Origin of the sequence: Leifsonia sp. AG29, from assembly GCF_009765225.1 — a bacterium.
GTDB lineage: Bacteria > Actinomycetota > Actinomycetes > Actinomycetales > Microbacteriaceae > Leifsonia.
The window spans coordinates 1,259,278-1,277,947 of sequence record NZ_VMSF01000001.1 but is presented as its reverse complement, the minus strand read 5'-3'; the positions used below and the strand labels follow the sequence as shown (position 1 = coordinate 1,277,947).

At 68.8% G+C, this 18,670-nt stretch carries 21 protein-coding genes and 2 tRNA genes; 12 read left to right on the top strand and 11 right to left on the bottom strand.

Features of this window, described 5'->3' with window-relative positions; genetic code table 11:
• Positions 1-196 precede the first annotated feature (196 nt).
• The 4 genes from FPT20_RS06220 (at position 197) to FPT20_RS06205 (ending at position 3,842) form a co-directional block, all read left to right on the top strand.
• A complete protein-coding gene (locus tag FPT20_RS06220; RefSeq protein WP_233265411.1) occupies positions 197-724 on the top strand; it encodes a barstar family protein in 528 nt (175 codons plus the stop codon).
• A 376-nt stretch (positions 725-1,100) separates the two neighbouring features.
• Positions 1,101-1,514, top strand: coding sequence for a hypothetical protein (locus FPT20_RS06215; protein WP_158863601.1), 414 nt, complete (start codon positions 1,101-1,103; stop codon positions 1,512-1,514).
• Between the two features lie 101 nt (positions 1,515-1,615).
• Positions 1,616-2,551 carry a hypothetical protein gene (locus FPT20_RS06210; RefSeq protein ID WP_158863599.1) on the top strand — a complete coding sequence of 312 codons (936 nt, stop codon included), beginning with the start codon at positions 1,616-1,618 and terminating at the stop codon, positions 2,549-2,551.
• Positions 2,552-2,699: 148 nt separating this feature from the next.
• The gene (locus FPT20_RS06205) at positions 2,700-3,842 is read left to right on the top strand and encodes a tyrosine-type recombinase/integrase (RefSeq protein ID WP_158863597.1); all 1,143 of its coding nucleotides are present in this window, start codon (positions 2,700-2,702) and stop codon (positions 3,840-3,842) included.
• A gap of 45 nt (positions 3,843-3,887) precedes the next feature.
• On the opposite strand, the gene FPT20_RS06200 is transcribed toward FPT20_RS06205, so the two are convergent.
• Both FPT20_RS06200 and FPT20_RS06195 read right to left on the bottom strand, forming a co-directional pair.
• Positions 3,888-3,960 (bottom strand) — tRNA-Glu (locus FPT20_RS06200).
• 90 nt (positions 3,961-4,050) lie between these two features.
• Positions 4,051-4,953: a diacylglycerol kinase family protein gene (locus FPT20_RS06195; RefSeq protein ID WP_158863595.1), complete on the bottom strand. Its 903-nt coding sequence runs from the start codon at positions 4,951-4,953 to the stop codon at positions 4,051-4,053.
• 97 nt (positions 4,954-5,050) lie between these two features.
• Between FPT20_RS06195 and FPT20_RS06190 the strand changes: the two genes are divergently transcribed.
• Together FPT20_RS06190 and FPT20_RS06185 are read left to right on the top strand one after the other, a co-directional pair.
• The gene (locus FPT20_RS06190; RefSeq protein WP_158863593.1) at positions 5,051-5,689 is read left to right on the top strand and encodes an MBL fold metallo-hydrolase; all 639 of its coding nucleotides are present in this window, start codon (positions 5,051-5,053) and stop codon (positions 5,687-5,689) included.
• Positions 5,686-7,062, top strand: coding sequence for a cryptochrome/photolyase family protein (locus FPT20_RS06185; protein ID WP_233265410.1), 1,377 nt, complete (start codon positions 5,686-5,688; stop codon positions 7,060-7,062). Before FPT20_RS06190 ends, FPT20_RS06185 begins: the two co-directional genes overlap by 4 nt.
• A 20-nt stretch (positions 7,063-7,082) precedes the next feature.
• Here the strand turns inward: FPT20_RS06185 and FPT20_RS06180 are convergent, their stop codons facing one another.
• The gene (locus FPT20_RS06180) at positions 7,083-7,346 is read right to left on the bottom strand and encodes a hypothetical protein (RefSeq protein WP_233265409.1); all 264 of its coding nucleotides are present in this window, start codon (positions 7,344-7,346) and stop codon (positions 7,083-7,085) included.
• 38 nt (positions 7,347-7,384) lie between these two features.
• Here FPT20_RS06180 and FPT20_RS06175 point away from each other — a divergent pair, with 38 nt between their 5' ends.
• A complete protein-coding gene (locus tag FPT20_RS06175; RefSeq protein ID WP_158863587.1) occupies positions 7,385-7,585 on the top strand; it encodes a hypothetical protein in 201 nt (66 codons plus the stop codon).
• A 64-nt stretch (positions 7,586-7,649) separates the two neighbouring features.
• Positions 7,650-8,411, top strand: coding sequence for a nuclease-related domain-containing protein (locus FPT20_RS06170; protein ID WP_233265408.1), 762 nt, complete (start codon positions 7,650-7,652; stop codon positions 8,409-8,411).
• 13 nt (positions 8,412-8,424) lie between these two features.
• On the opposite strand, the gene FPT20_RS06165 is transcribed toward FPT20_RS06170, so the two are convergent.
• Positions 8,425-9,297 carry a metal-dependent hydrolase gene (locus FPT20_RS06165; protein WP_158863586.1) on the bottom strand — a complete coding sequence of 291 codons (873 nt, stop codon included), beginning with the start codon at positions 9,295-9,297 and terminating at the stop codon, positions 8,425-8,427.
• A 54-nt stretch (positions 9,298-9,351) separates the two neighbouring features.
• Between FPT20_RS06165 and FPT20_RS06160 the strand changes: the two genes are divergently transcribed.
• Both FPT20_RS06160 and FPT20_RS06155 read left to right on the top strand, forming a co-directional pair.
• The gene (locus FPT20_RS06160; RefSeq protein WP_158863584.1) at positions 9,352-10,317 is read left to right on the top strand and encodes a Dyp-type peroxidase; all 966 of its coding nucleotides are present in this window, start codon (positions 9,352-9,354) and stop codon (positions 10,315-10,317) included.
• Between the two features lie 109 nt (positions 10,318-10,426).
• Positions 10,427-10,708 carry a hypothetical protein gene (locus tag FPT20_RS06155; protein WP_158863582.1) on the top strand — a complete coding sequence of 94 codons (282 nt, stop codon included), beginning with the start codon at positions 10,427-10,429 and terminating at the stop codon, positions 10,706-10,708.
• Positions 10,709-10,736: 28 nt separating this feature from the next.
• Here the strand turns inward: FPT20_RS06155 and sufU are convergent, their stop codons facing one another.
• Together sufU and FPT20_RS06145 are read right to left on the bottom strand one after the other, a co-directional pair.
• A complete protein-coding gene (gene sufU / locus FPT20_RS06150; RefSeq protein ID WP_158863580.1) occupies positions 10,737-11,174 on the bottom strand; it encodes a Fe-S cluster assembly sulfur transfer protein SufU in 438 nt (145 codons plus the stop codon).
• Positions 11,171-12,466: a cysteine desulfurase gene (locus FPT20_RS06145; protein WP_158863578.1), complete on the bottom strand. Its 1,296-nt coding sequence runs from the start codon at positions 12,464-12,466 to the stop codon at positions 11,171-11,173. Before FPT20_RS06145 ends, sufU begins: the two co-directional genes overlap by 4 nt.
• 90 nt (positions 12,467-12,556) lie before the next feature.
• Between FPT20_RS06145 and FPT20_RS06140 the strand changes: the two genes are divergently transcribed.
• Both FPT20_RS06140 and FPT20_RS06135 read left to right on the top strand, forming a co-directional pair.
• Complete coding sequence (locus FPT20_RS06140; protein ID WP_158863576.1) at positions 12,557-12,754, top strand: hypothetical protein; 198 nt, start codon at positions 12,557-12,559, stop codon at positions 12,752-12,754.
• A gap of 30 nt (positions 12,755-12,784) precedes the next feature.
• On the top strand, positions 12,785-13,573 hold the full coding sequence (locus FPT20_RS06135; RefSeq protein ID WP_158863573.1) for an alpha/beta fold hydrolase: 789 nt from the start codon (positions 12,785-12,787) through the stop codon (positions 13,571-13,573).
• A 23-nt stretch (positions 13,574-13,596) separates the two neighbouring features.
• On the opposite strand, the gene FPT20_RS06130 is transcribed toward FPT20_RS06135, so the two are convergent.
• From FPT20_RS06130 to gltX, 5 genes are all read right to left on the bottom strand, one after another.
• Positions 13,597-14,163: a dihydrofolate reductase family protein gene (locus FPT20_RS06130; protein WP_158863571.1), complete on the bottom strand. Its 567-nt coding sequence runs from the start codon at positions 14,161-14,163 to the stop codon at positions 13,597-13,599.
• A 66-nt stretch (positions 14,164-14,229) separates the two neighbouring features.
• Positions 14,230-15,774 (bottom strand): S53 family peptidase, encoded by a 1,545-nt coding sequence (locus FPT20_RS06125; RefSeq protein ID WP_158863569.1) that lies wholly within the window; start codon positions 15,772-15,774, stop codon positions 14,230-14,232.
• A 277-nt stretch (positions 15,775-16,051) separates the two neighbouring features.
• Positions 16,052-16,123: transfer RNA gene (locus FPT20_RS06120), tRNA-Gln, on the bottom strand.
• A gap of 57 nt (positions 16,124-16,180) precedes the next feature.
• Positions 16,181-17,149: an NAD(P)/FAD-dependent oxidoreductase gene (locus FPT20_RS06115; RefSeq protein ID WP_158863567.1), complete on the bottom strand. Its 969-nt coding sequence runs from the start codon at positions 17,147-17,149 to the stop codon at positions 16,181-16,183.
• Entirely contained in the window at positions 17,150-18,667 is a 1,518-nt protein-coding gene (gene gltX / locus FPT20_RS06110; RefSeq protein ID WP_158863565.1) for a glutamate--tRNA ligase, read from the bottom strand.
• Between the last annotated feature and the right edge of the window lie 3 nt (positions 18,668-18,670).

Below are 18,670 nucleotides of genomic sequence, written 5' to 3'. Positions count from 1 at the left end.
ACTCGTATGAGCGCGTCTTGGCGTGAGCCTAGCCGCAGTAGCGTGCGCGGTTGCGCCAGACGCGTCGGCAGCCAACGCACTGCGCGTCGCTCCGCGATGCAACGGAGCTGCACCCTTGACTCGGTCACTCAGCGCGCGAGGATGCCTTGGGCGGGGCGGACCGGACGCCGGACCGTTCGACCGCTACGTTCTTCACGTGGCGGTATGGAACGCGGACAACCAGGACCCAGGGTTCAGCCTGGTGCAAAACGGCTTCGTCTCGAAGTTTCGCTCGCGGATGATCCTGGATGACGCAATCTGGACGCTCCAAGCGGCTGGCTATCGAATCGTCCGACTGGACGCCGGATCCTGGGCTGACGAAAGCGCTATGCACCAGTCGTTCTCGACGGCGCTCCAGTTCCCGGACTACTACGGACGAAACCTCAACGCGTTGGGCGATTCTCTCGGCGATGTCGCCGAGCTCGACTACGGATGGGCAGAGAACGAAACGGGTTTGGTCATCGTGATCGACAACTTCGATCATTTCCATTCAGCGATGCCAGACCTCGCGGTCACAGTTCTGGACATCATCAGCGGTGCCGCTTTGCGGGGTGCGTTGCTCGGCAACCGAGTTCTGTGCTTGATCCGCTCAGATGATCCGTGGCTAGAACCAGGACCCATCGGCGGCTACTCGCCGGAGTGGAATCCGCGCGAGTGGCGCACCACCGACCGGCTGGATCAATAACGCGCCTTGGCGCTGAACATGTCGATTCGGCCGACATCAGCCACACGTATCGCGGAGACAACTTCACAGCAACTCGCAAGCAGCGCGATTGACGAAGATCCTGGCGGAGTTCGATCGGACGGGTCGAGCGATCTAGACGCAAGCTGCTGAACAGAGCGACGAGGCAAAGAAGAGAAACCAGAACCAAGAAGAGACCAAGGATCAAAAACCAATGGAGGTACAAGCCAAGGAGCGATAGAAGAGACCCAAGGCCAAGAAGGGTAAAAGCCAAGAGCAATCCAAGAAGGGTAAAAGCCAAGAGCAATGCACGCAGGCACTTTAAGTGGGCTCTTCGGCAGCCCAATGAATGACAGGGGTCGCGTGTAAACCTGGTTGCATGGCAAATCAGGGCGGCTCGAGTAAGAGCAGGCAGCGTGAAGCGTCCTATGCACGACAGCGCCAAGCACACGATGTCGCCGCCATCCGACGCGCTGAAGACCGCGAACGCCAGGCCGCACAGCGGCACGCCGCCGACGCGATGTTGAAGCTTCAGGCCAAATGGGGCACGCGCGTCGACGCCCTCAAAAGGCTCACCGAACTTTCGCGGACCATCGATCGATTACGTCGGGACCAACTGGAAGCACTCGTCGAGCGCGACGAGTTGATAGCGCAGCTTCGCGAGGTCGGCGAGAGCTGGAATTCGCTCGCGAGCAGGACAGGCCTGAGCCGACAAGCGCTCAACAAACGGGTGCAGCACGGATCGACCGAGTTGCAAGGGGCAAGCGCTGGTCGCGTTGAATGGCCGACCTGAGCTCTGAAGCTTCCCGCACGACAACATCGTCGATATCGCTCCAGACTCGAGAGGTCGGACCAGTACCCTGCGGTGAAGCGATTCCGAAACGGAGTGACTTGGTGGATGACGCGAGACCGACGGAAGCGGAGCGTGCAGAAATCAGTGGGGCTTTGCTCGATGTCGCCCGCCATGGTCGGACGCTGGTGACGGCGATCATGTTGACGGACCCGTGGCCAGGTTCGCCGGCGCGCGCGCTTTTCGATGACCCAATCAACACTCGCCCTGGCTGGCACGGGACGAGCGTCACGCACGTTGCAATGCAGACCATCCAGATCGCCGTCCTAGCCGGGTTCGACCACCTCGCTGGCATGGCAGCCCTGATACGCGGTAACAAGCCCGCCGCCGCGTCGCTGTCCACGCTCACCCGTGGGGGCCTGGAAGTGCTCGGCCGACCGCACTGGCTGTTGAAGCACTCGGACGCTAGGTCTCTCGCTGTCGCCACCGCGTGTCTGAGCTTCGCGGAACTGGGTTACTCCGAGCGGTACGAGCAGTCTATCGCGGGTGTGTCCGGCGATAGGGTCACCGCGAAGGAGTTCCGACAACGGATCACAGCATGGGCGCAACGAGAACGCGCCGAAATGTATACGCCTCCGAAGTTCGCCGCGCTGACGTCGGCTCTGATAAACGACGTGATCCCCACCGAAATCCAAGGGGCACATGGGGACGCGACCTATGGGGATCTCTACTACTCGCAGCTATCGGCCGTAGCCCATGGCCAGAGCTTCGCGATCGCGATGTTCGCTCAGGTCGACGTACCCGCGAACCCCGCCGACGTGTCCCCGGAAGACATCAGCCTCCAAGTGCCGAGGGAGTTGGCTTTGGACGATGCACAGACGATGCTTCGCTGCACGGTCCACGTCGCGGCTCAATTGGCTCATCTCGTATGGCCACCCACGGCTGTGAACGACCGGTGGCGCGCCGCCTGCGACCGTTCCTTGGCGCGGTTCGGTGCCCTCGAAGGGTCGCCGCCGTGGGAGTATCCGACCTTCGGCTAAGGGCCGCACACGTTCCTATGGAGATGGCGCGCTGAGGGATGCCGTCGGCCACATCATTCGCACGTGGGTTGGGGGCTGCTCACCCAAGACGGGGTGATCTACCGACCCGGTGTCGGTGGATCGGTGCATCCTTCGCAGGGGGTGTGCCATGGGAAGCATCGAGGCGTACGAGACAACCAAAGGCCGGCGATATCGGGTGCTCTACCGTCGACCCGACCACCTGCAGACCTCGAAACGCGGATTCCGGACCAAGTTCGACGCCCAAATCTTCTTGGCATCGGTCGAGGTGGACAAGGCCACCGGGCGCTACGTCGATCCTGCCAAGAGCCGGACAACCGTTGCGAGCTGGATGAGCCGATGGCTCGCGACGAGGCCCGACCTTCGAGCGACAACGCGAACCCGTATCGAGGGAATAATCGCGAACTACATCGAACCAGAGTTGGGACGCATCCCGATCGGCAATCTGAGCCGGCTGCGAGTCCAGGAGTGGGCTGCTGGATTGCCCGGCTCCCCCGAGACCATCCGCAAAGTCGTGAACGTGCTCAGCGGGGCTCTGCAGCTCGCTGTGGACGACGGACGGCTTCCAGCCAATCCAGCGATCAAGCTGAAGCTCCCGAAGCGCGTACGGGCCATCAAGCGCTATCTCACCCACGATCAGGTCGCTGCGCTCGCTCAGGCCGTCGGGGAACGCTCCAAGGGCTCCGTGTACGGCTACGACATTCTCGTCCTCACACTCGCGTACTGCGGGCTTCGCTGGGGCGAGCTAGCAGGGCTCCGGGTGCGAGACATCGACTTCGCGCGGAAGCGGCTCACGGTCCAGCAAACGGTCGTGGCCGATAAGGGCTACCAGCGCATCGAGCCGCCCAAAGATTACGAGCACCGCTCGATCCCCATCCCTGCATTTCTGGTCGACGCGCTCAGATTGCAGACCAGAGGCCGTAGCGGAGACAATCCGGTGTTCTACGGCAGTCGGACGAAGATCTGGCTACGGAATCACACGTTCCGAAACGGCTGGTTCGATCCCGCAGCGGCCGCGATCGGGCTCGAGGCGCTCACGCCTCACGAGCTGCGACATACTGCAGCGAGCCTTGCTGTGTCGGCCGGCGCCAACGTCAAGGCCGTGCAGCGGATGCTCGGCCACGCGTCGGCCAGCATCACCCTCGATGTCTACGCCGACCTCTTCGACGATGACCTAGACGCCGTTGCCATCGCACTGGATGACGCAGCTATGAGATCAAATGTTGCCAAAGTGTTGCCACGGAGCCGGTTTTCGTCACCCGGTGCCGAGTAAGAAAAAAGCCCGCTTCCCTTGAAAATCAAGGGAAGCGGGCGAATGTGACCCCAGCGGGATTTGAACCCGCGTTACCGCCGTGAGAGGGCGACGTCCTAGGCCGCTAGACGATGGGGCCGTCTTGGCAACTAGAAGATCATGCCACAGATGCGTTCGCCGTGCCAAAACGGCGGCGACCACCCGGGCGCGTCGCACGGCGGCTGTGATGTCAGGCGAGCACGCGGAGCGCGCCGGGAACGACCACGACCTCGACGGGGAGCGGCCCGACGCGCTCGCCGTCGGCGTAGGCGACCACACCCTCCGCTTCGATGCGCACCGACCGCACCGGCCGGATCGACACCTCGGGGAGACCCGTGTGCTCACCTCGGAAGACCTTGGGGAACATCCTGAGGAACCGCAGCCGCGACATGCGCTCGACGATGAACAGCTCGAGCACGCCGTCGGAGAGATCCGCGTCGGGCACGATCCGCATGCCGCCACCGAGCGACCGGTTGTTGGCCACGGAGACCAGCATCGCGTCCGCCTCGATGGGCATGCCGTCGACGGTCAGGCGATACGGGCGCGACCGCAGGGTCGCGAGTTCCCTGAGCAGCGCGAAGACGTACCGGGTCCGCCCGCGCGGCCTCGTCATGAGGTTCGCGCGCTCGTTGACGGTCGCGTCGAAACCGGCGGACAGCACGCACCCGAACCAGGTGGTCAGCTCACCGTGCCGGATGGTCGCCGCGTCGATCACCCGCGGCTCACGGCCGAGGGCCTCGAGAAGAAGGTCGATGGCCCGCTCGGTGTCTCCGACGGGGATCCCGAGGCCGTCGGCCAGGTCGTTCCCCGTGCCGCTCGGGACGATTCCGAGCGGAATGCCGGTCTCGGCGACGAGGTCGATCCCGAGGTTGGCCATCCCGTCGCCGCCCACGACGACGAGCGCGTCGGCCCCGGCCTGCACGGCGCGTCCGGCTTCGCGGCGGAGCAGCTCGATGTTGGCCTCGTCGACGTCGGTCACCGTGTGACCGGCCGCGCGGAGGCGTTCGACCACGCGCGGGCCGACGTCACGGCGGTGCCCGAAGGCGGCCATCGGGTTGACCGCGACAACGACTCTCAGGGGGGTAGCGGTCATCGTGCCTCGATGATGGCACAGAGCCGAGCGGCCCCCGCGCAGGCGGCGCGGAGGCGTCGTGCTTGCTCGCGCGCGCGATCCGGTATTTCCTGGAGGCATGAGACTGACGAAGTTCGAGCACTCCGGGTTGATGCTGGATCAGGCCGGCGAGAAGCTGTTCATCGACCCGGGCAGCTTCACCTCCCCGTTGACCGACACCGCCGGCACGGTCGCGGTCGTGATCACCCACGAGCACGCCGACCACTGGACGCCCGAGCAGCTCCGCCGGGTCCTCGAGCTCTCCCCCGACGCCCGGATTCTCGGCCCGGAGGGAGTCGCCGCGGCGGCAGAGGGCTTCGATGTCGAGGTCGTGCACGCGGGCGACACCGTGGAGGTCGGCGAGTTCACCCTCCGCTTCTTCGGCGGCCGGCACGCGGTCATCCACTCGAGCATCCCCGTGGTCGACAACGTGGGCGTGCTCGTCAACGACACCCTCTACTACGCGGGCGACTCGTTCGCGATCCCGGAGGGCGTCGAGGTCGATGTGCTCGCTGCGCCCGCGGGGGGCCCGTGGATGAAGGTCGCCGAGGTGATGGACTACGTGCTGGCCGTGAAGCCGAAGCGCAGCTTCACCGTTCACGAGATGGTGCTCTCGCGGGCCGGCAAGGACCTCTCGAACGCGCGCGTCCAATGGGCGACGGAGCAGAACGGAGGCACGTTCCACGTGCTGGAGCCGGCCGACAGCCTCGACCTGTGAGCGCTGAGGCCGACGCGCCCGCCGTCGTCTGGTTCCGCGACGACCTCCGGATCGCCGACAACCCCGCCCTCCGCGCGGCTGTGGACTCCGGCCGCCCTGTCGTCTGCCTCTTCGTCTGGGATGACGAGTCTGAGGGCCTGCGGCCTCCGGGCGGCGCAGCGCGCTGGTGGCTGCATCACAGCCTGACGGCGCTCGCCGAGGAGCTGGAGGAACGGGGAGCGCGGCTGACCATCCGCCGGGGCCGCTCCGAGGAGGTGCTCGACCGCCTCCTCGCCGAGACCGGCGCCGGGGCGGTCTTCTGGAACAGGCGCTACGGCGCCGCGGAACGACGGATCGACGAAGCGATCAAGACAGCCGCACGGGATCGGGGCATCGAGGCATCGAGCTTCGGCGCGAACCTGCTCTTCGAGCCGTGGACCGTGCGGACGGGCAGCGGGACGGCGTTCTCGGTGTATTCGCCCTTCTGGAGAGCGTGTCTGTCCCTCCCCGCACCACGTAAGCCGCTCGCCGCGCCGCGGACCGTGCGCGGCCACGAGGAACGGGACGGCCTCTCGATCCCCGACCTCGACCTGCTGCCGAAGCACCCCGATTGGGCAGGGGGCCTTCGCGACGCCTGGGAGCCGGGCGAGCGAGCAGCCCACCACCAGCTCCGTGCCTTCCTCTCCGATGACGTGGCGCGCTACCGCGAGGATCGGGACCGCCCGGGCGTCGACGCCACCTCGCGGCTGTCGCCACGGCTCCGCTGGGGCGAACTCAGCCCGCACCAGATCTGGCACGCGTCGTCGGAGGCTCGGGACGCCTCGCGCGCCCAGGGCATCACGACCTTCCTGTCGGAGCTCGGCTGGCGCGAGTTCGCCTACCACACGCTGTTCGAGCACCCCGATCTGGCCACGGTGAACATCCATCGCGAATACGACTCCTTCCCCTGGCCGCCGCTGCGCCGGTCGGCGCTCACGGCCTGGCAGCAGGGTCGCACCGGGATCCCCCTCGTGGACGCCGGGATGCGCGAACTGTGGACGACCGGGATCATGCACAACCGCGTGCGCATGGTCGTGGCCTCGTTCCTCACCAAGAACCTCCTCATCGACTGGAGGCACGGCGAGCAGTGGTTCTGGGACACGCTCGTCGACGCCGACCCGGCCAGCAACCCGTTCAACTGGCAGTGGGTGGCGGGCAGCGGCGCCGACGCCGCCCCCTACTTCCGTGTCTTCAATCCGGAGCTCCAGCGGGATAAGTTCGATCCGCACGGCGACTACGTACGCCGCTGGGTGCCGGAATGGGACTCGGGGGACTACCCCGAGCCGATGGTCGACCTGGCCGAGACCCGGAAGGCCGCCCTCGCGGCGTACGACGAGGTCAAGCGCTCGCGTTGAACGGCTCGGCGCCGCCTCCGTCAGCGGCCGTGCTCGGCCAGGATCTGGTCGACGTCGATACCCCGGAGGAGTTCCTCCCAACGGATGGAGCGCGCCTCGTCGGCGACCGCTTCCTCGGCCATGACGCGCCCGCTGCGCTCGACCACCACTCCGGCGGGGAGCATGCGGTTCAGCTCGGCGAGGATGGCGTCGTCGACGGCCTCGGTGTCGAAGTCGGCCCCGACGCGGGCGAAGTAGTCGCCCGACAGGGTGTAGGCGACGATCCCGGTTTCGATGCGGCTCATGTGCCGCATGGTAGTCCGATCCGCGTACAGTGCGGGCCATGACCGATCGAACCGACCAGACCCCCGACGCGGCGGCGGAGCCGCGGGACGCCGACGAGCTGAGCGCGGCCCTCTCCGAACTGGGCGAGAGCCCCGAGGATCGCCTCGAGACCGTGGCGGAGCGGAACGATTCGCTCGAGGAGCGCCTCCCCTCGGCCGACGACCTCCCCCGCACCGAGGGGGCACCCGGCCAGGGGTAGGCCGACCGGGCACGTCCCCTCTTGGGGACTGGGTGCGCCCGCACGACCCCCGTACGGTTGTGCGGTGAGCAGCGGACGGATGAGCGACCGGGAGCCCGGAGCGGCGGTGATCGAGCACGTCGTGCGATTGCAGGAGGCGACCCCGCGGCGCTCGGCCCTCGCTCGCGTCTTCGGCGTGGCGCCGCTCTCGGACGATGTGCGCTCCTGGTACGTGGGCGCCCTCGGGGAGCGGGCCGTCGGCGCGTGGCTGTCGCGCCTCCCGGCCGGGTGGACGGTCTTCCACGCCCTGCCGGTGGGTGCTGCCGACTCCGACGTCGACCACCTCGTGGTCGGGCCGGGAGGCGTGTTCGTCGTGAACACCAAGCATCACCCCGGAGCGCGGGTCAGCGTGGGCGAGCGGGTGGTCTTCGTCGGCGGTGTGAAGCATCCCTATCTGCGGAACTCCGATCTGGAGGCTGCGCGGGTGCGGGGCATCCTGGCCCGGGCGCGCATCGCCGCACCCGTCCAGGCCGTCGTCGCCATCGTCGGCGCCAAGGAACTGCGGATGCGTCATCAGCCGCCGCGGGCGACGGTCCTGCGCGCCGAGACCCTGACGGGCTGGCTCGCGCGGCGTCCTCCCGCGGTCGATCCGGAGACGGTCGCCCGGATCGTCGGCCTCGTCGACGACCCGGCGACGTGGCGGCCGATCGAGCCGCTCCCGGACGCCCTCGAGCGCTTCGGCGCCATTCAGCGGGAGGTGCGCAGCGCGCGCCTCGTCCGGTCCGGCTGGGGACTGGCCGCGCTCCTCGCCGCCGTGGCCGCCGCGCTCCCGTTCACGATCCGCTGATCCGCGCCGCTCGTTATGAGGGAGACGCCTCCGTCCGCATGGTCAGCTCGAGCGCGCCGTCGGCCTCCCGGAGCTCGAGCGCCACGCGGACGGCAGAGAAGTCGGTGAGCGCGTGCACGTGGGTGCCGCCGCACGGGATCTCGACCGCGCCGTCCGGGAGCTCGCAGCGCCAGCTCCGGCGTTCGGAGAGCCCGTCCCCGTCCCGCAGGATCGACACCGCCGCGCCGGTGGCGACCCATTCGGCGAGCCGGCTGTTCGCCTCGTTCTCGATGTCGTCGAGCCGAACGCGCAGCTCTGCCGCGGCGAGACCCTTCTTTCGGAGGCTCTTCCCGATCCGGTACTCGTCGATCGACCCGTTCTCCAGGATCCGCGAGGACGTGATCGCCAGCTGGTCGAAGTTCGGGCGCCCTCGTCCGTCGACCGGGACTTCCTTGGTCCAGAGCCCCGACAGCGCCTCGTTGAGCGCGAGGGACGCGAGATGGCAGGCGGTGTGACCCGCGGAAAGAGCGGCACGGTAGGCGGGGTCGACCGCGACCGAGGCGGATGCGCCCGGTTCGATCCCCCCGGCGTCGTCGACGATGTGGCAGACGACGAAGGTCCAGCCCTCCGTCCCCGTGCGGACGGGTGCGTCGCCCACGTAGAGGACCTCCCCGTCGGTGCCTCCGACGACCGCGTCGACGATCGGCTGGGAGGCGCCGTCGACGGTCAGCGTGCCGCGGTCGGCAGGCTGGTCCGGCCATACCGGGTCGATCGGGTGGAACGCCGTCCGGTCGAGCACGACGGCCGAGCGGCCGTCAGCCAGAGCCGAGACGAGGAGGACGGTCCCCGTGGACGCCGTCTCGGCGTCGGGGAAGGTGACGATCGTATCGGTGCTCGGGAGGCTCATCCCTCCAGCCTAGGAGCATTGCCCGCACGGGAACCGATGCGGCACGATGGCCTCATGGTGCACACCGGCGAGGAGTCCTGGCAGCGCGTCCCGATCGACCCTCAGAGCGTGGCGGCACCGCTCTCGCGGGCGGCGGTCTTCCTCGTCGTCACCGTGAAGGACGACCCGGCGGCGGTGGCCACGGTGAAGGACGTCCTCTCCGGGATGACCGACCTGGTCAAGACCGTGGGCTTCCGCGACCTCGGAGCGCGGCTGTCGTGCAACGTGGGCATCGGGGCCGCGGTGTGGCCGCGGCTCACCGACGTCGCACCTCCGCGCGAGCTGCACCCGTTCCGCGAGGTCCGGGGCGCGGTGCACACGGCCGTCTCGACCCCGGGCGACCTGCTGTTCCACATCCGTGCCGAGCGCGACGACTTCACGTTCGAGCTCGAACGCCAGCTTCTCGACCTGCTCGGCGACGCCGTCGAGGTCGCGGACGAGACGGTGGGGTTCCGCTACTTCGACGCCCGCGACCTCCTGGGGTTCGTGGACGGCACCGCCAATCCGGCCGGCGGCGACATGGCCACGGCGACCATCGTGGACGACGAGGACCCGGAGCACGCGGGCGGAAGCTACATCGTCGTGCAGAAGTACCTCCACGATCTCGCCACGTGGAACCGCCTCCCGGTGCCTGCACAGGAGGGCGTCATCGGCCGGACCAAGGTCGAGAACATCGAGCTCCCCGACGCCGACTACGGGCAGAAGTCGCACAAGACCCTGGCCACGATCACCGACGAGTCGGGGGTCGAGCACGAGATCCTGCGGGACAACATGCCGTTCGGGAGGCCGGGCCACGGCGAGTTCGGCACGTACTTCATCGGCTACTCGCGCGACCTCTGGGTGATTGAGCGCATGCTCGAGCGGATGTTCGTGGGTGATCCGGCGGGCAGCCACGATCGCATCCTCGACTTCTCGACGGCGACGACGGGCTCGACCTTCTTCGCGCCCACACGCGGCTTCCTGGAGTCACTCGGCGGCTGAGCACGATCCGTCGGCTCAGGGGGGCCACGCGTAACGTTCCGCCCCGGAACGCAACAGGTCGTCATTTTCTTGGCGCCGTGCGGCCTCCCCGCGTTACAAACGACGGACCATGTCGCGAATCTTCACGAGCAAGTTCAATCCCGGCCGCGCTCGCTGGGAGCTCGTCGTCACCCCGGCAGGCGACGTCTACGCCTTCCCTCTGACCCTGCCGATCGCACAGCGGCAGTCCCTCGGGGGTCACAAGCGCTATCTCGTGGGCCGCGTGGTCAAAGGCTCGGCGACGTGGACGGCGGCGGGGCCGTCCGGTCTCGTCTACGGGACCACCTTCCCGAGCCTCCCATCGGCCCTCGAGGCGATCGCGGACGAGGTGGATCTGGCGCCCGTGCCGTGACGGTGCGCCGCGGAAGGCGCGGCCGAGATCAGAGTCCCGAGCGCGCGAGGGCGTCCTCGAGGGCGACCCAGGGCAGCATCGCGCACTTGATGCGCGTGATGTACCGGGAGACGCCCGCCAGCGCGACGGCGTCTCCGAGCACCTCCTCGTCCCCCTCCTGAGCGCCCTTCGACTGCATGAGCTCGCGGAAGGAAGCGACCGCCGCCGAGACGGTCGCTGGATCGGCGTCGTGCACGAGGTCGCTGAGGAGGGACGCCGACGCGGTCGAGATCGAGCACCCGTGCCCCTCCCAGCTCAGGGAGGCGATCCGCCCCTGCGATACGTGGACGCCCAGCGTCACCTCGTCGCCGCACGTGGGGTTGTACTGGTGGGAGCTCGAGGTCTCGTCGCCCGTCAGGCCGAAGCCGTGCTTCTCGCGGGCGTGGTCGAGGATGACCTGCTGGTACAGGCTCTGGAGGTCGCTCATCGGGCGGTCCCCTCCCCCGCCGCGACTCCGAAGAAGGCGCGGGCGTCGGCGACGGCCTCGATGGCACGGTCGACCTCGTCGGCCGTGTTGTAGAGGTAGGCGCTGATGCGCGTGCTGGCGGTCGCCCCGTACCTCCGGTGCACCGGCTGCGCGCAGTGATGTCCGACGCGGACGGCGATTCCACGGTCGTCGAGGAACTGGCCCACGTCGTGCGCGTGGATGCCGTCGACCACGAAGCTCGCCAGGCCGACTCGCGGAGTGCCCGCACCGGGACCGAGCACGCGCACGCCGGGGATCCCGGCGAGGCCGGAGAGCATCCGCGCGCCGAGCTCCTCCTCGTGCCGGGCGATGGCGGCCATGCCCACCGCGTCGAGGTAGTCCACCGCCGCGGCGAGCCCGATCGCCTGCGAGACGCGCTGCGTTCCCGCCTCGAAGCGCTGCGGGGCAGGCAGGTACTCGGCGCGCTCCAGCGTCACGGTCGTGATCATCGAGCCTCCGGTGAGGAACGGCGGCAGAGCGTCGAGCAGCTCCTTGCGGCCGTAGAGGGCGCCGATGCCGGTCGGCCCGAGCATCTTGTGGCCCGAGAAGACCGCGAAGTCGACGTCAAGCGCCGGCAGGTCGACAGGGAGGTGCGGGACCGACTGGCACGCGTCGAGGACGACGAGCGCGCCGTTGCGGTGGGCGAGCTCGACGAGCTCGGCGACAGGCGCGATCGCACCGAGCACGTTCGAGACGTGAGCGAAGGCGACGACCTTCGTGCGCGGACCGATGACCTCGGCCGCCTGGTCGAGCCGCAGCAGACCGTCGTCGGTCAGCCCGATCACGCGGAGGGTCGCCCCGGTGCGCGCGGCGAGCTCCTGCCACGGGATGAGGTTGGCGTGATGCTCCGCCTCGGTCACCACGAGCTCGTCGCCCTCGCCGAGGCGGAACCGCTCCGCGGCCGCGCCGCCACGACCCAGAGACGCGTTCGACATCGAGTACGCGAGGAGGTTGATGCCCTCGGTCGCGTTCGACGTCCACACGAGCTCCTCTGGGGAGGCGCCGACGAACCCCGCCACCGTCGCACGAGCCTGCTCGAACAGCTCGGTCGCCTCCCCGGCGATCGTGTGCGCGCCGCGGTGCACCGCCGAGGTGTACCGCTCGGCGAACTCGCGCTCCGCGTCCAGCACGGAACGCGGCTTCTGCGAGGTGGCGCCGGAGTCGAGATAAGTGAGCGGATGGCCCCCGACCTCGCGAGCGAAGATCGGGAAGTCCGCTCGGAGCCTGACGGGGTCGAGGGTTTCGGTGCGCATACGGATCTCAACGTTACCGGCGCCGGCTGCAATCCCGCCGAGCGCCGATTCCACCGAGCGCCGATTCCACCGAGCGTTAGGCTCGGACGCATGGTCGAGCGCACGAACGGGTCGCCGTGGTTCTTCATCGTCGGGATCGCCCTCGTCGTGATCGGCCTCGCCGGGCCGCTCGCGGTCGACGCGGTCGCCGGCGGCGTCCAGTGGGTCGTGCGGGGCGCCGGCGTGCTCGTGGCCATCGGCGGAGGCGTGCTGATCGGGTTCGGCGTGCGGCGGCGCCAGGGCCGCTGAAATCCTCCCCCGGCCGTGGGAGGATGCAGCATGGCTGTCATCAGATCCGCCGACGGGACGAGCATCGCCTACGAGATCGAGGGCGACGGGCCCGTCGTGGTCCTCGTCGACGGCGCGATGTGCTTCCGCGAGTCCGGACCCCAGCGGCCCATCGCCGCGGCACTGCGCGACCGGCTCCGCGTCGTGCTCTACGACCGGCGGGGCCGGGGTGAGAGCGGGAGCTCGGATCCGTCGGCGCCCCTTCAGCACGAGATCGAGGACCTCGACGCGGTCATCGAGGCCGCAGGCGGCCGCGCCGCACTCTTCGGCATGTCATCGGGAGGCGCCCTCGCGCTCGCCGCGGCGGCCGCGCTCGGAGCCGACCGCGTGTCCCGCGTCGCCGTCTACGAGCCTCCCTATCTGCCCGACGCGATGCTCGGCTCCGCCGAGGCGTACACGCGCGATCTCTCCGCGGCGCTCGCCGGCGGCGATCACGAGGCTGCGATCGAGCTGTTCCTGCGGCGGGTCGGCGTCCCCGAGGCCGGCATCGACGGGATGCAGCGCTCCCCGGGCTGGGCCGGCACGGTGGCGCTCGCCCCGACCCTCGCGTACGACGACGCTGCCATGGGCGACAGCCGTGTGCCGGAGGACCTCCTCGCTGCGCTCGCTGTTCCGGTGCTCGGGCTCGCCGGAGGCGCGAGCCCCGAGTTCCTCCGCTTCGGCGCGGAGGGCGTCGCCGCGGGCGCCCAGGACGGCACGTTCGAGCTCGTCGAGGGCCAGACTCACGACATCGATGGTGCCGCCCTGGCCCCGCACCTCGTCCGCTTCATCGCCGCCTGACCGCCGCTGTCCGCGGCTTCCGGCTAGCGCACGGCGGGCGCCGAAGGCACGCGGTAGTGCTCCAAGATGACGCCGTTCTCGAACGTGCGCGTCTCGAGGAGTTCCAGCGGGACCTCGGCCGCGACGGGCGGAAAGAAGGGGGTCCCGCCTCCCAGCACCATCGGTGCCCGGAAGAGGTGGATGTCCGCGATCAGACCGAGGGTGAAAGCCTGCGCGGCGAGGTTCGCACCTCCGATCTCGACGTCCGCCTCTGTGGAGGCGAGCATGGCACGGATCTCGTCGGCGAGCGGCTCCGTCGCCAGGCGGGCGTTCCCGCGGAGCTCGACCGGGCCGCGACTGAAGACGACCTTCGGCAGGGCCGTCCACGCCTCCGCGAACTCGGTGAAGGCGGGCGTGGAGCGGATGGAGGGATCCGTCTCCCACACGAGCATCTCCTGATACAGCCGGCGCCCGATCAGGTGCCCGCCGAGCCGCTTCACCCGGTCGAGGTGCACGCCGAAGAGCTCGTCGGTCGGCTCCGTCCAGTCGATCGAGCCGGTGCGGTCGTTGATGTAGCCGTCAGCCGAGGCCGTCATCGAATACTGCAGCATGGCGGCACGTTACCCTATCCGGCGGCCGCGCCCCATGGGCACGGCCGCCGGACTGTCAGGGCCGAACTACGGCACTGCCACCAGCTGGCTGACGTAGCCGGGAGCCTTGGGACTGCCCCAACCGGTCGTCAGGTCGTAACCGGTCGTCGTCGGGTAGCCCGGCACCGGGTCGGGAGTCACGAATCCGTCGGATCCGATGTCCCAGATGCGGTTGTTCTGCAGCACGCCGCTCGGCGTCGTCCCGTAGGTGTGGGGGACGATGTCGTTGAACGCCGCCGACTTGTCGAACGAAGCACGGTAGAGCACCGGGTTGAGGAACCCGATCGGTGCCTTGCCAGCGGCCGCGCGCTGCTGATTGCCGATCGCCGTGATGGCGGCGAACTGCGGTGAAGCAGCCGAGGTGCCCCCGTACACGCCCCAGCGGGGGCCGCCGTACAGCGACGGGAAGTACGTCTCGTAGGTGAGCACGCCGCCGTTCACCGCCGCGTTGAAGGCCACATCAGGCACGCCGCGCTTGGCGCCGACCACGCCCGACACGCTGTCCTGGTAGGACGGCCGAGCGTAGACGGACGACAGGCCACCACCCGTTGCGATCGCTCCGAAGCTCTCGTTCCAGACGCTCTCCGTGCTGCCGCCGCTGTTCCACGACCAGTAGGCGGGGTTACGAGCACCGGATGCGAGGAAGGGCATGTCCTGCGTCGGGTCCCACGTCCATCCGGACATCACCTGTGTCCCGCCGACCGACGTCACGTACGGCGAGACGTTCGGGTAGCTCACCTCGGGGGTCGAGCCGACCGTCGTCTGCCGGTGCGAGCGGGTGACTCCGGTCGAGCCGTTGTCACCGGCGGAGGAGAAGAACGTGTCGCCCTTCGCCAGCCCGCGCTGGAATGTCTGGTCGAACTTGGCGAACTGCGACGCCGCGGCTCCGCCGAACGCCTGCTCGTCGGTGCCGAACGACATCGAGAACACCGTGCCGGAGGGGTAGGCCCCAACGGCCCAGTCGATCGCCTTCATCAGGTTCGGCAGACCCTGCACGCCCTGTGTCTCGGCCGGAGGTGTGGCGAGCAAGACGATGTGCGCCTTGGGCGCCATGGCGTAGGCCCACTCGATGTCGAGGCTCGCCTCACCGGCCCAGCCCGCGGCCGCGTTCGGCCCCGACTGGCCGACACCGTTTCCGGTGGGGTTGGTGTAGTCGGGGTGGCCGAGCGGGTACACCTCATCGAACTTCGGTGTGGGGCCCCCGTAGGTGCTCGCGAAGAACGCCAGGTCGTCAGCCCCGGTCGGAGTCCCGTATGCGTCGACCAGAACGATCGTCTGCCCGGCGCCGTCGTTGCTCGAGGCGAGCGGTCCGAGGCCGTAGAAGGCACGCAGTTGGTCGGGCCCATAGCAGTGGAGCGTGGTCGACACCCGGTTGTCGGGCGCGGGCCGGCGGCACGAGACGGCGCCCTGTGCGCTCGCCGCATCGGTGAACGCGGAGTCGGGTGCTTGCAGGGCCATCGGCTGCACTGTCGCGGTGTGCGCGACCGGCGCGGCGAGCGGAACGCTGAACGCTCCCGCACCGAGCGCGGTGGCGACACCCAGCGCGGCAAGGATTGCGGATCTCTTCTTCATCGAACTTCACAACCTCCTCATGAGAGTTGCGCGGGAAGCGCCGTCGCTGGTGGCGTGGCGTCGAGTGCGCGCAATTGGCAAGAAGCTAGCACCGCACAGAACGAGGTGTCTACGCCCGATCGAGGGTGGCGTGGATGTCGGATAGTCCGGTCATTCGTCTCGCGGTCGCGGCCACGGCTGTCTTCCTGAGCGCACGGTGATCGACGAACGGGAAACACCTTTTCCCGATACAACAAAAACCCCGGTCAACGCCGGGGTTTTCTTATTTCTGGACTTGCTGGGGTACCTGGACTCGAACCAAGAACAACTGAACCAGAATCAGCCGTGTTGCCAATTACACCATACCCCACTGCGTCAGGCCGAGGCCCGGGCACGAGAATCAACTCTAGCCTATGAGCCGGAGCGATCACAAAACGACGGAGCCCTCCAGAGCGACGCCGATGAGGTCGCGGTTGACGGCCGCGGCGACCACCGCTCCCGACCCCGCTGCGACGATGAGCTGCTGCGGCCCGGGCGCCGTCGTCTCGCCTGCCGCGTAGACCCCGGGAACGGAGGTTCGGCCCCGCGAGTCGGTCACGAGGTATCCCTCGGAGTCGCGATCCAAGTCGAGCGCATCGAGGAACGACAGCGCGGGTGTCCAGACGGGGCGGAGGAACCCTCCGACGCGTTCCACGACCTCCCCGTCGATGAGGCGGATGCCCGTCATGAGGCCCTTGTCTCCCACGAAGTCGTCGATCGGGCGCCGTTCCACCCGGATCCCTAGCGCGCCGAGAGCCCGCTCCTCGTCGTCGCTGACCGGGGCCACGCCGTTGGTGAAGACCACGAGGTCGTCGGTCCACTGGCTGAGGAGGAGCGCTCGCTCCGCCAGATCGGCGGTCTCGCCGATGAGCGCCAGGGGTTCGTCGGCCTTCTCGTACCCGTCGCACTCCATGCAGCTGTGGAGGTGCGTCCCGTAGTAGGCGCGCAGGCTCGGGATGGCGGGCATCGTCTCGGTCACCCCGGTCGCCACGACGACCGCCTGCGCCAGCGCGTCGACGTCCGCGCCTCCGCGAACGCCCCGAGCCCGCACGCGGAAGCCGTCCGCCTCGACGGCGACCGCGGAGGCCTGAGCGAACACCACTTCGGCGTTCTCGTACGCAGCGACCTCCTCGCGCCCCATCCGGCGCAGCTCCAGCGGAGCGATGCCGTCGCGCGTGAGAAAGCCGCGCGCGATCAATGTCGCCGCGTGGCGCGGTCGGTTCGCGTCGACGACGAGCACCCGGCGCCGGGCGCGAGCCAGGTTGAGCGCGGTCGACAGGCCGGCGGGGCCGCCTCCGATGACGATCACCTCGAAGCGGGTGCCGTCCTGGACGGGAACGCTCTCGGACACGGCCATCTACCCGAGCGACGCCGAGAGCCTGTCGAGCCGGGCGATCGTCTCGGCCTTGCCGAGGATCTCCATCGATTCGAAGAGGGGCGGGGAGACGCGGCGGCCCGACAGGGCGACCCGCAGCGGACCGAACGCGACGCGCGGCTTCAGCCCGAGCGCCTCGACGAGCGCGTCGCGCAGGGCCGACTCGATCGCGTCGTGCCGCCACTCGGCCTCCGGCACGAGCTCGAGCGCACCGATCGAGGCGGCCAGCACCTCCCCCGCGTTGGCCGGGAGGGACGCCCGCGCATCGGCCTCCACCGTCAGTGACGCGGCGTCGGTGAAGAGGAACCCGAGCATGCCGGGCGTCTCGCCGAGAAGCTGCACCCGCTCCTGGACGAGCGGGGCGGCGGCATCGAGCACGCCACGCTGTTCCGTCGTCAGCGGCGCCTCCACGACCCCGGCCGCCGCGAGGTACGGGATGGTTCGCTCGGCGAAGTCCGAGACGTCGAGCAGGCGGATGTGGTCGCCGTTGATCGACTCGGCCTTCTTGAGGTCGAAGCGGGCCGGGTTGGGGTTCACGTCGGCGACGTCGAACGCGGCCACCATCTCGGCGATGGAGAACACATCGCGGTCGTGCGTAAGCGACCAGCCGAGGAGCGCGAGGTAGTTGACCAGCCCCTCCGGGATGAACCCGCGGTCGCGGTGGTGGAACAGGTTCGACTCGGGGTCGCGCTTCGAGAGCTTCTTGTTGCCCTCGCCCATGACGTAAGGCAGGTGGCCGAAGCGGGGCACGAAGGTCGTGATTCCGGCGTCGATGAGGGCGTGGTAGAGCGCGATCTGTCGCGGCGTCGACGACAGGAGGTCCTCACCGCGGAGCACGTGAGTGATGCCCATGAGCGCGTCGTCGACCGGGTTCACGAAGGTGTAGAGCGGGTGCCCGTTCGGCCGGACGACGACGAAGTCGCTGAACGAGCCCGCCTTGAAGGTGATCTCGCCGCGGACGAGGTCGTCGAAGCTCAGATCGTCGTCGGGCACGCGGAGGCGCAGGGCGGGCTCGCGCCCCTCGGCGCGGTACGCGGCCTTCTGGTCGTCGGTGAGCTCGCGCTCGAAGTTGTCGTAGCCGAGCTTCGGGTCGCGGCCGAGCGAGATGTTCCGCGCCTCGATCTCCTCGGGGGTCGCGAAGCTCTCGTAGATGTGTCCGCTCGCCTTCAAGCGCTCGATGAGCTCGCGGTAGATGTTGTACCGCTGCGACTGCCGGTACGGGCCGTGCGGGCCGCCCACGTCGATGCCCTCGTCCCAGTCGAGGTGCAGCCAGCGGAGCGCCTCCAGGATCTGCTGGTAGCTCTCCTCGCTATCGCGCGCCGCATCGGTGTCTTCGATGCGGAACACGAGCTTGCCGCCGGTGTGCCGGGCGTAGGCCCAGTTGAACAGGGCGGTGCGGATCAGGCCGACGTGCGGCGTGCCCGTCGGGGACGGGCAGAAGCGGACCCGCACATCGGAGCCGGTGGCGGTGGAGAACGGGTGAGAGGCGTTGTCAGGCATACC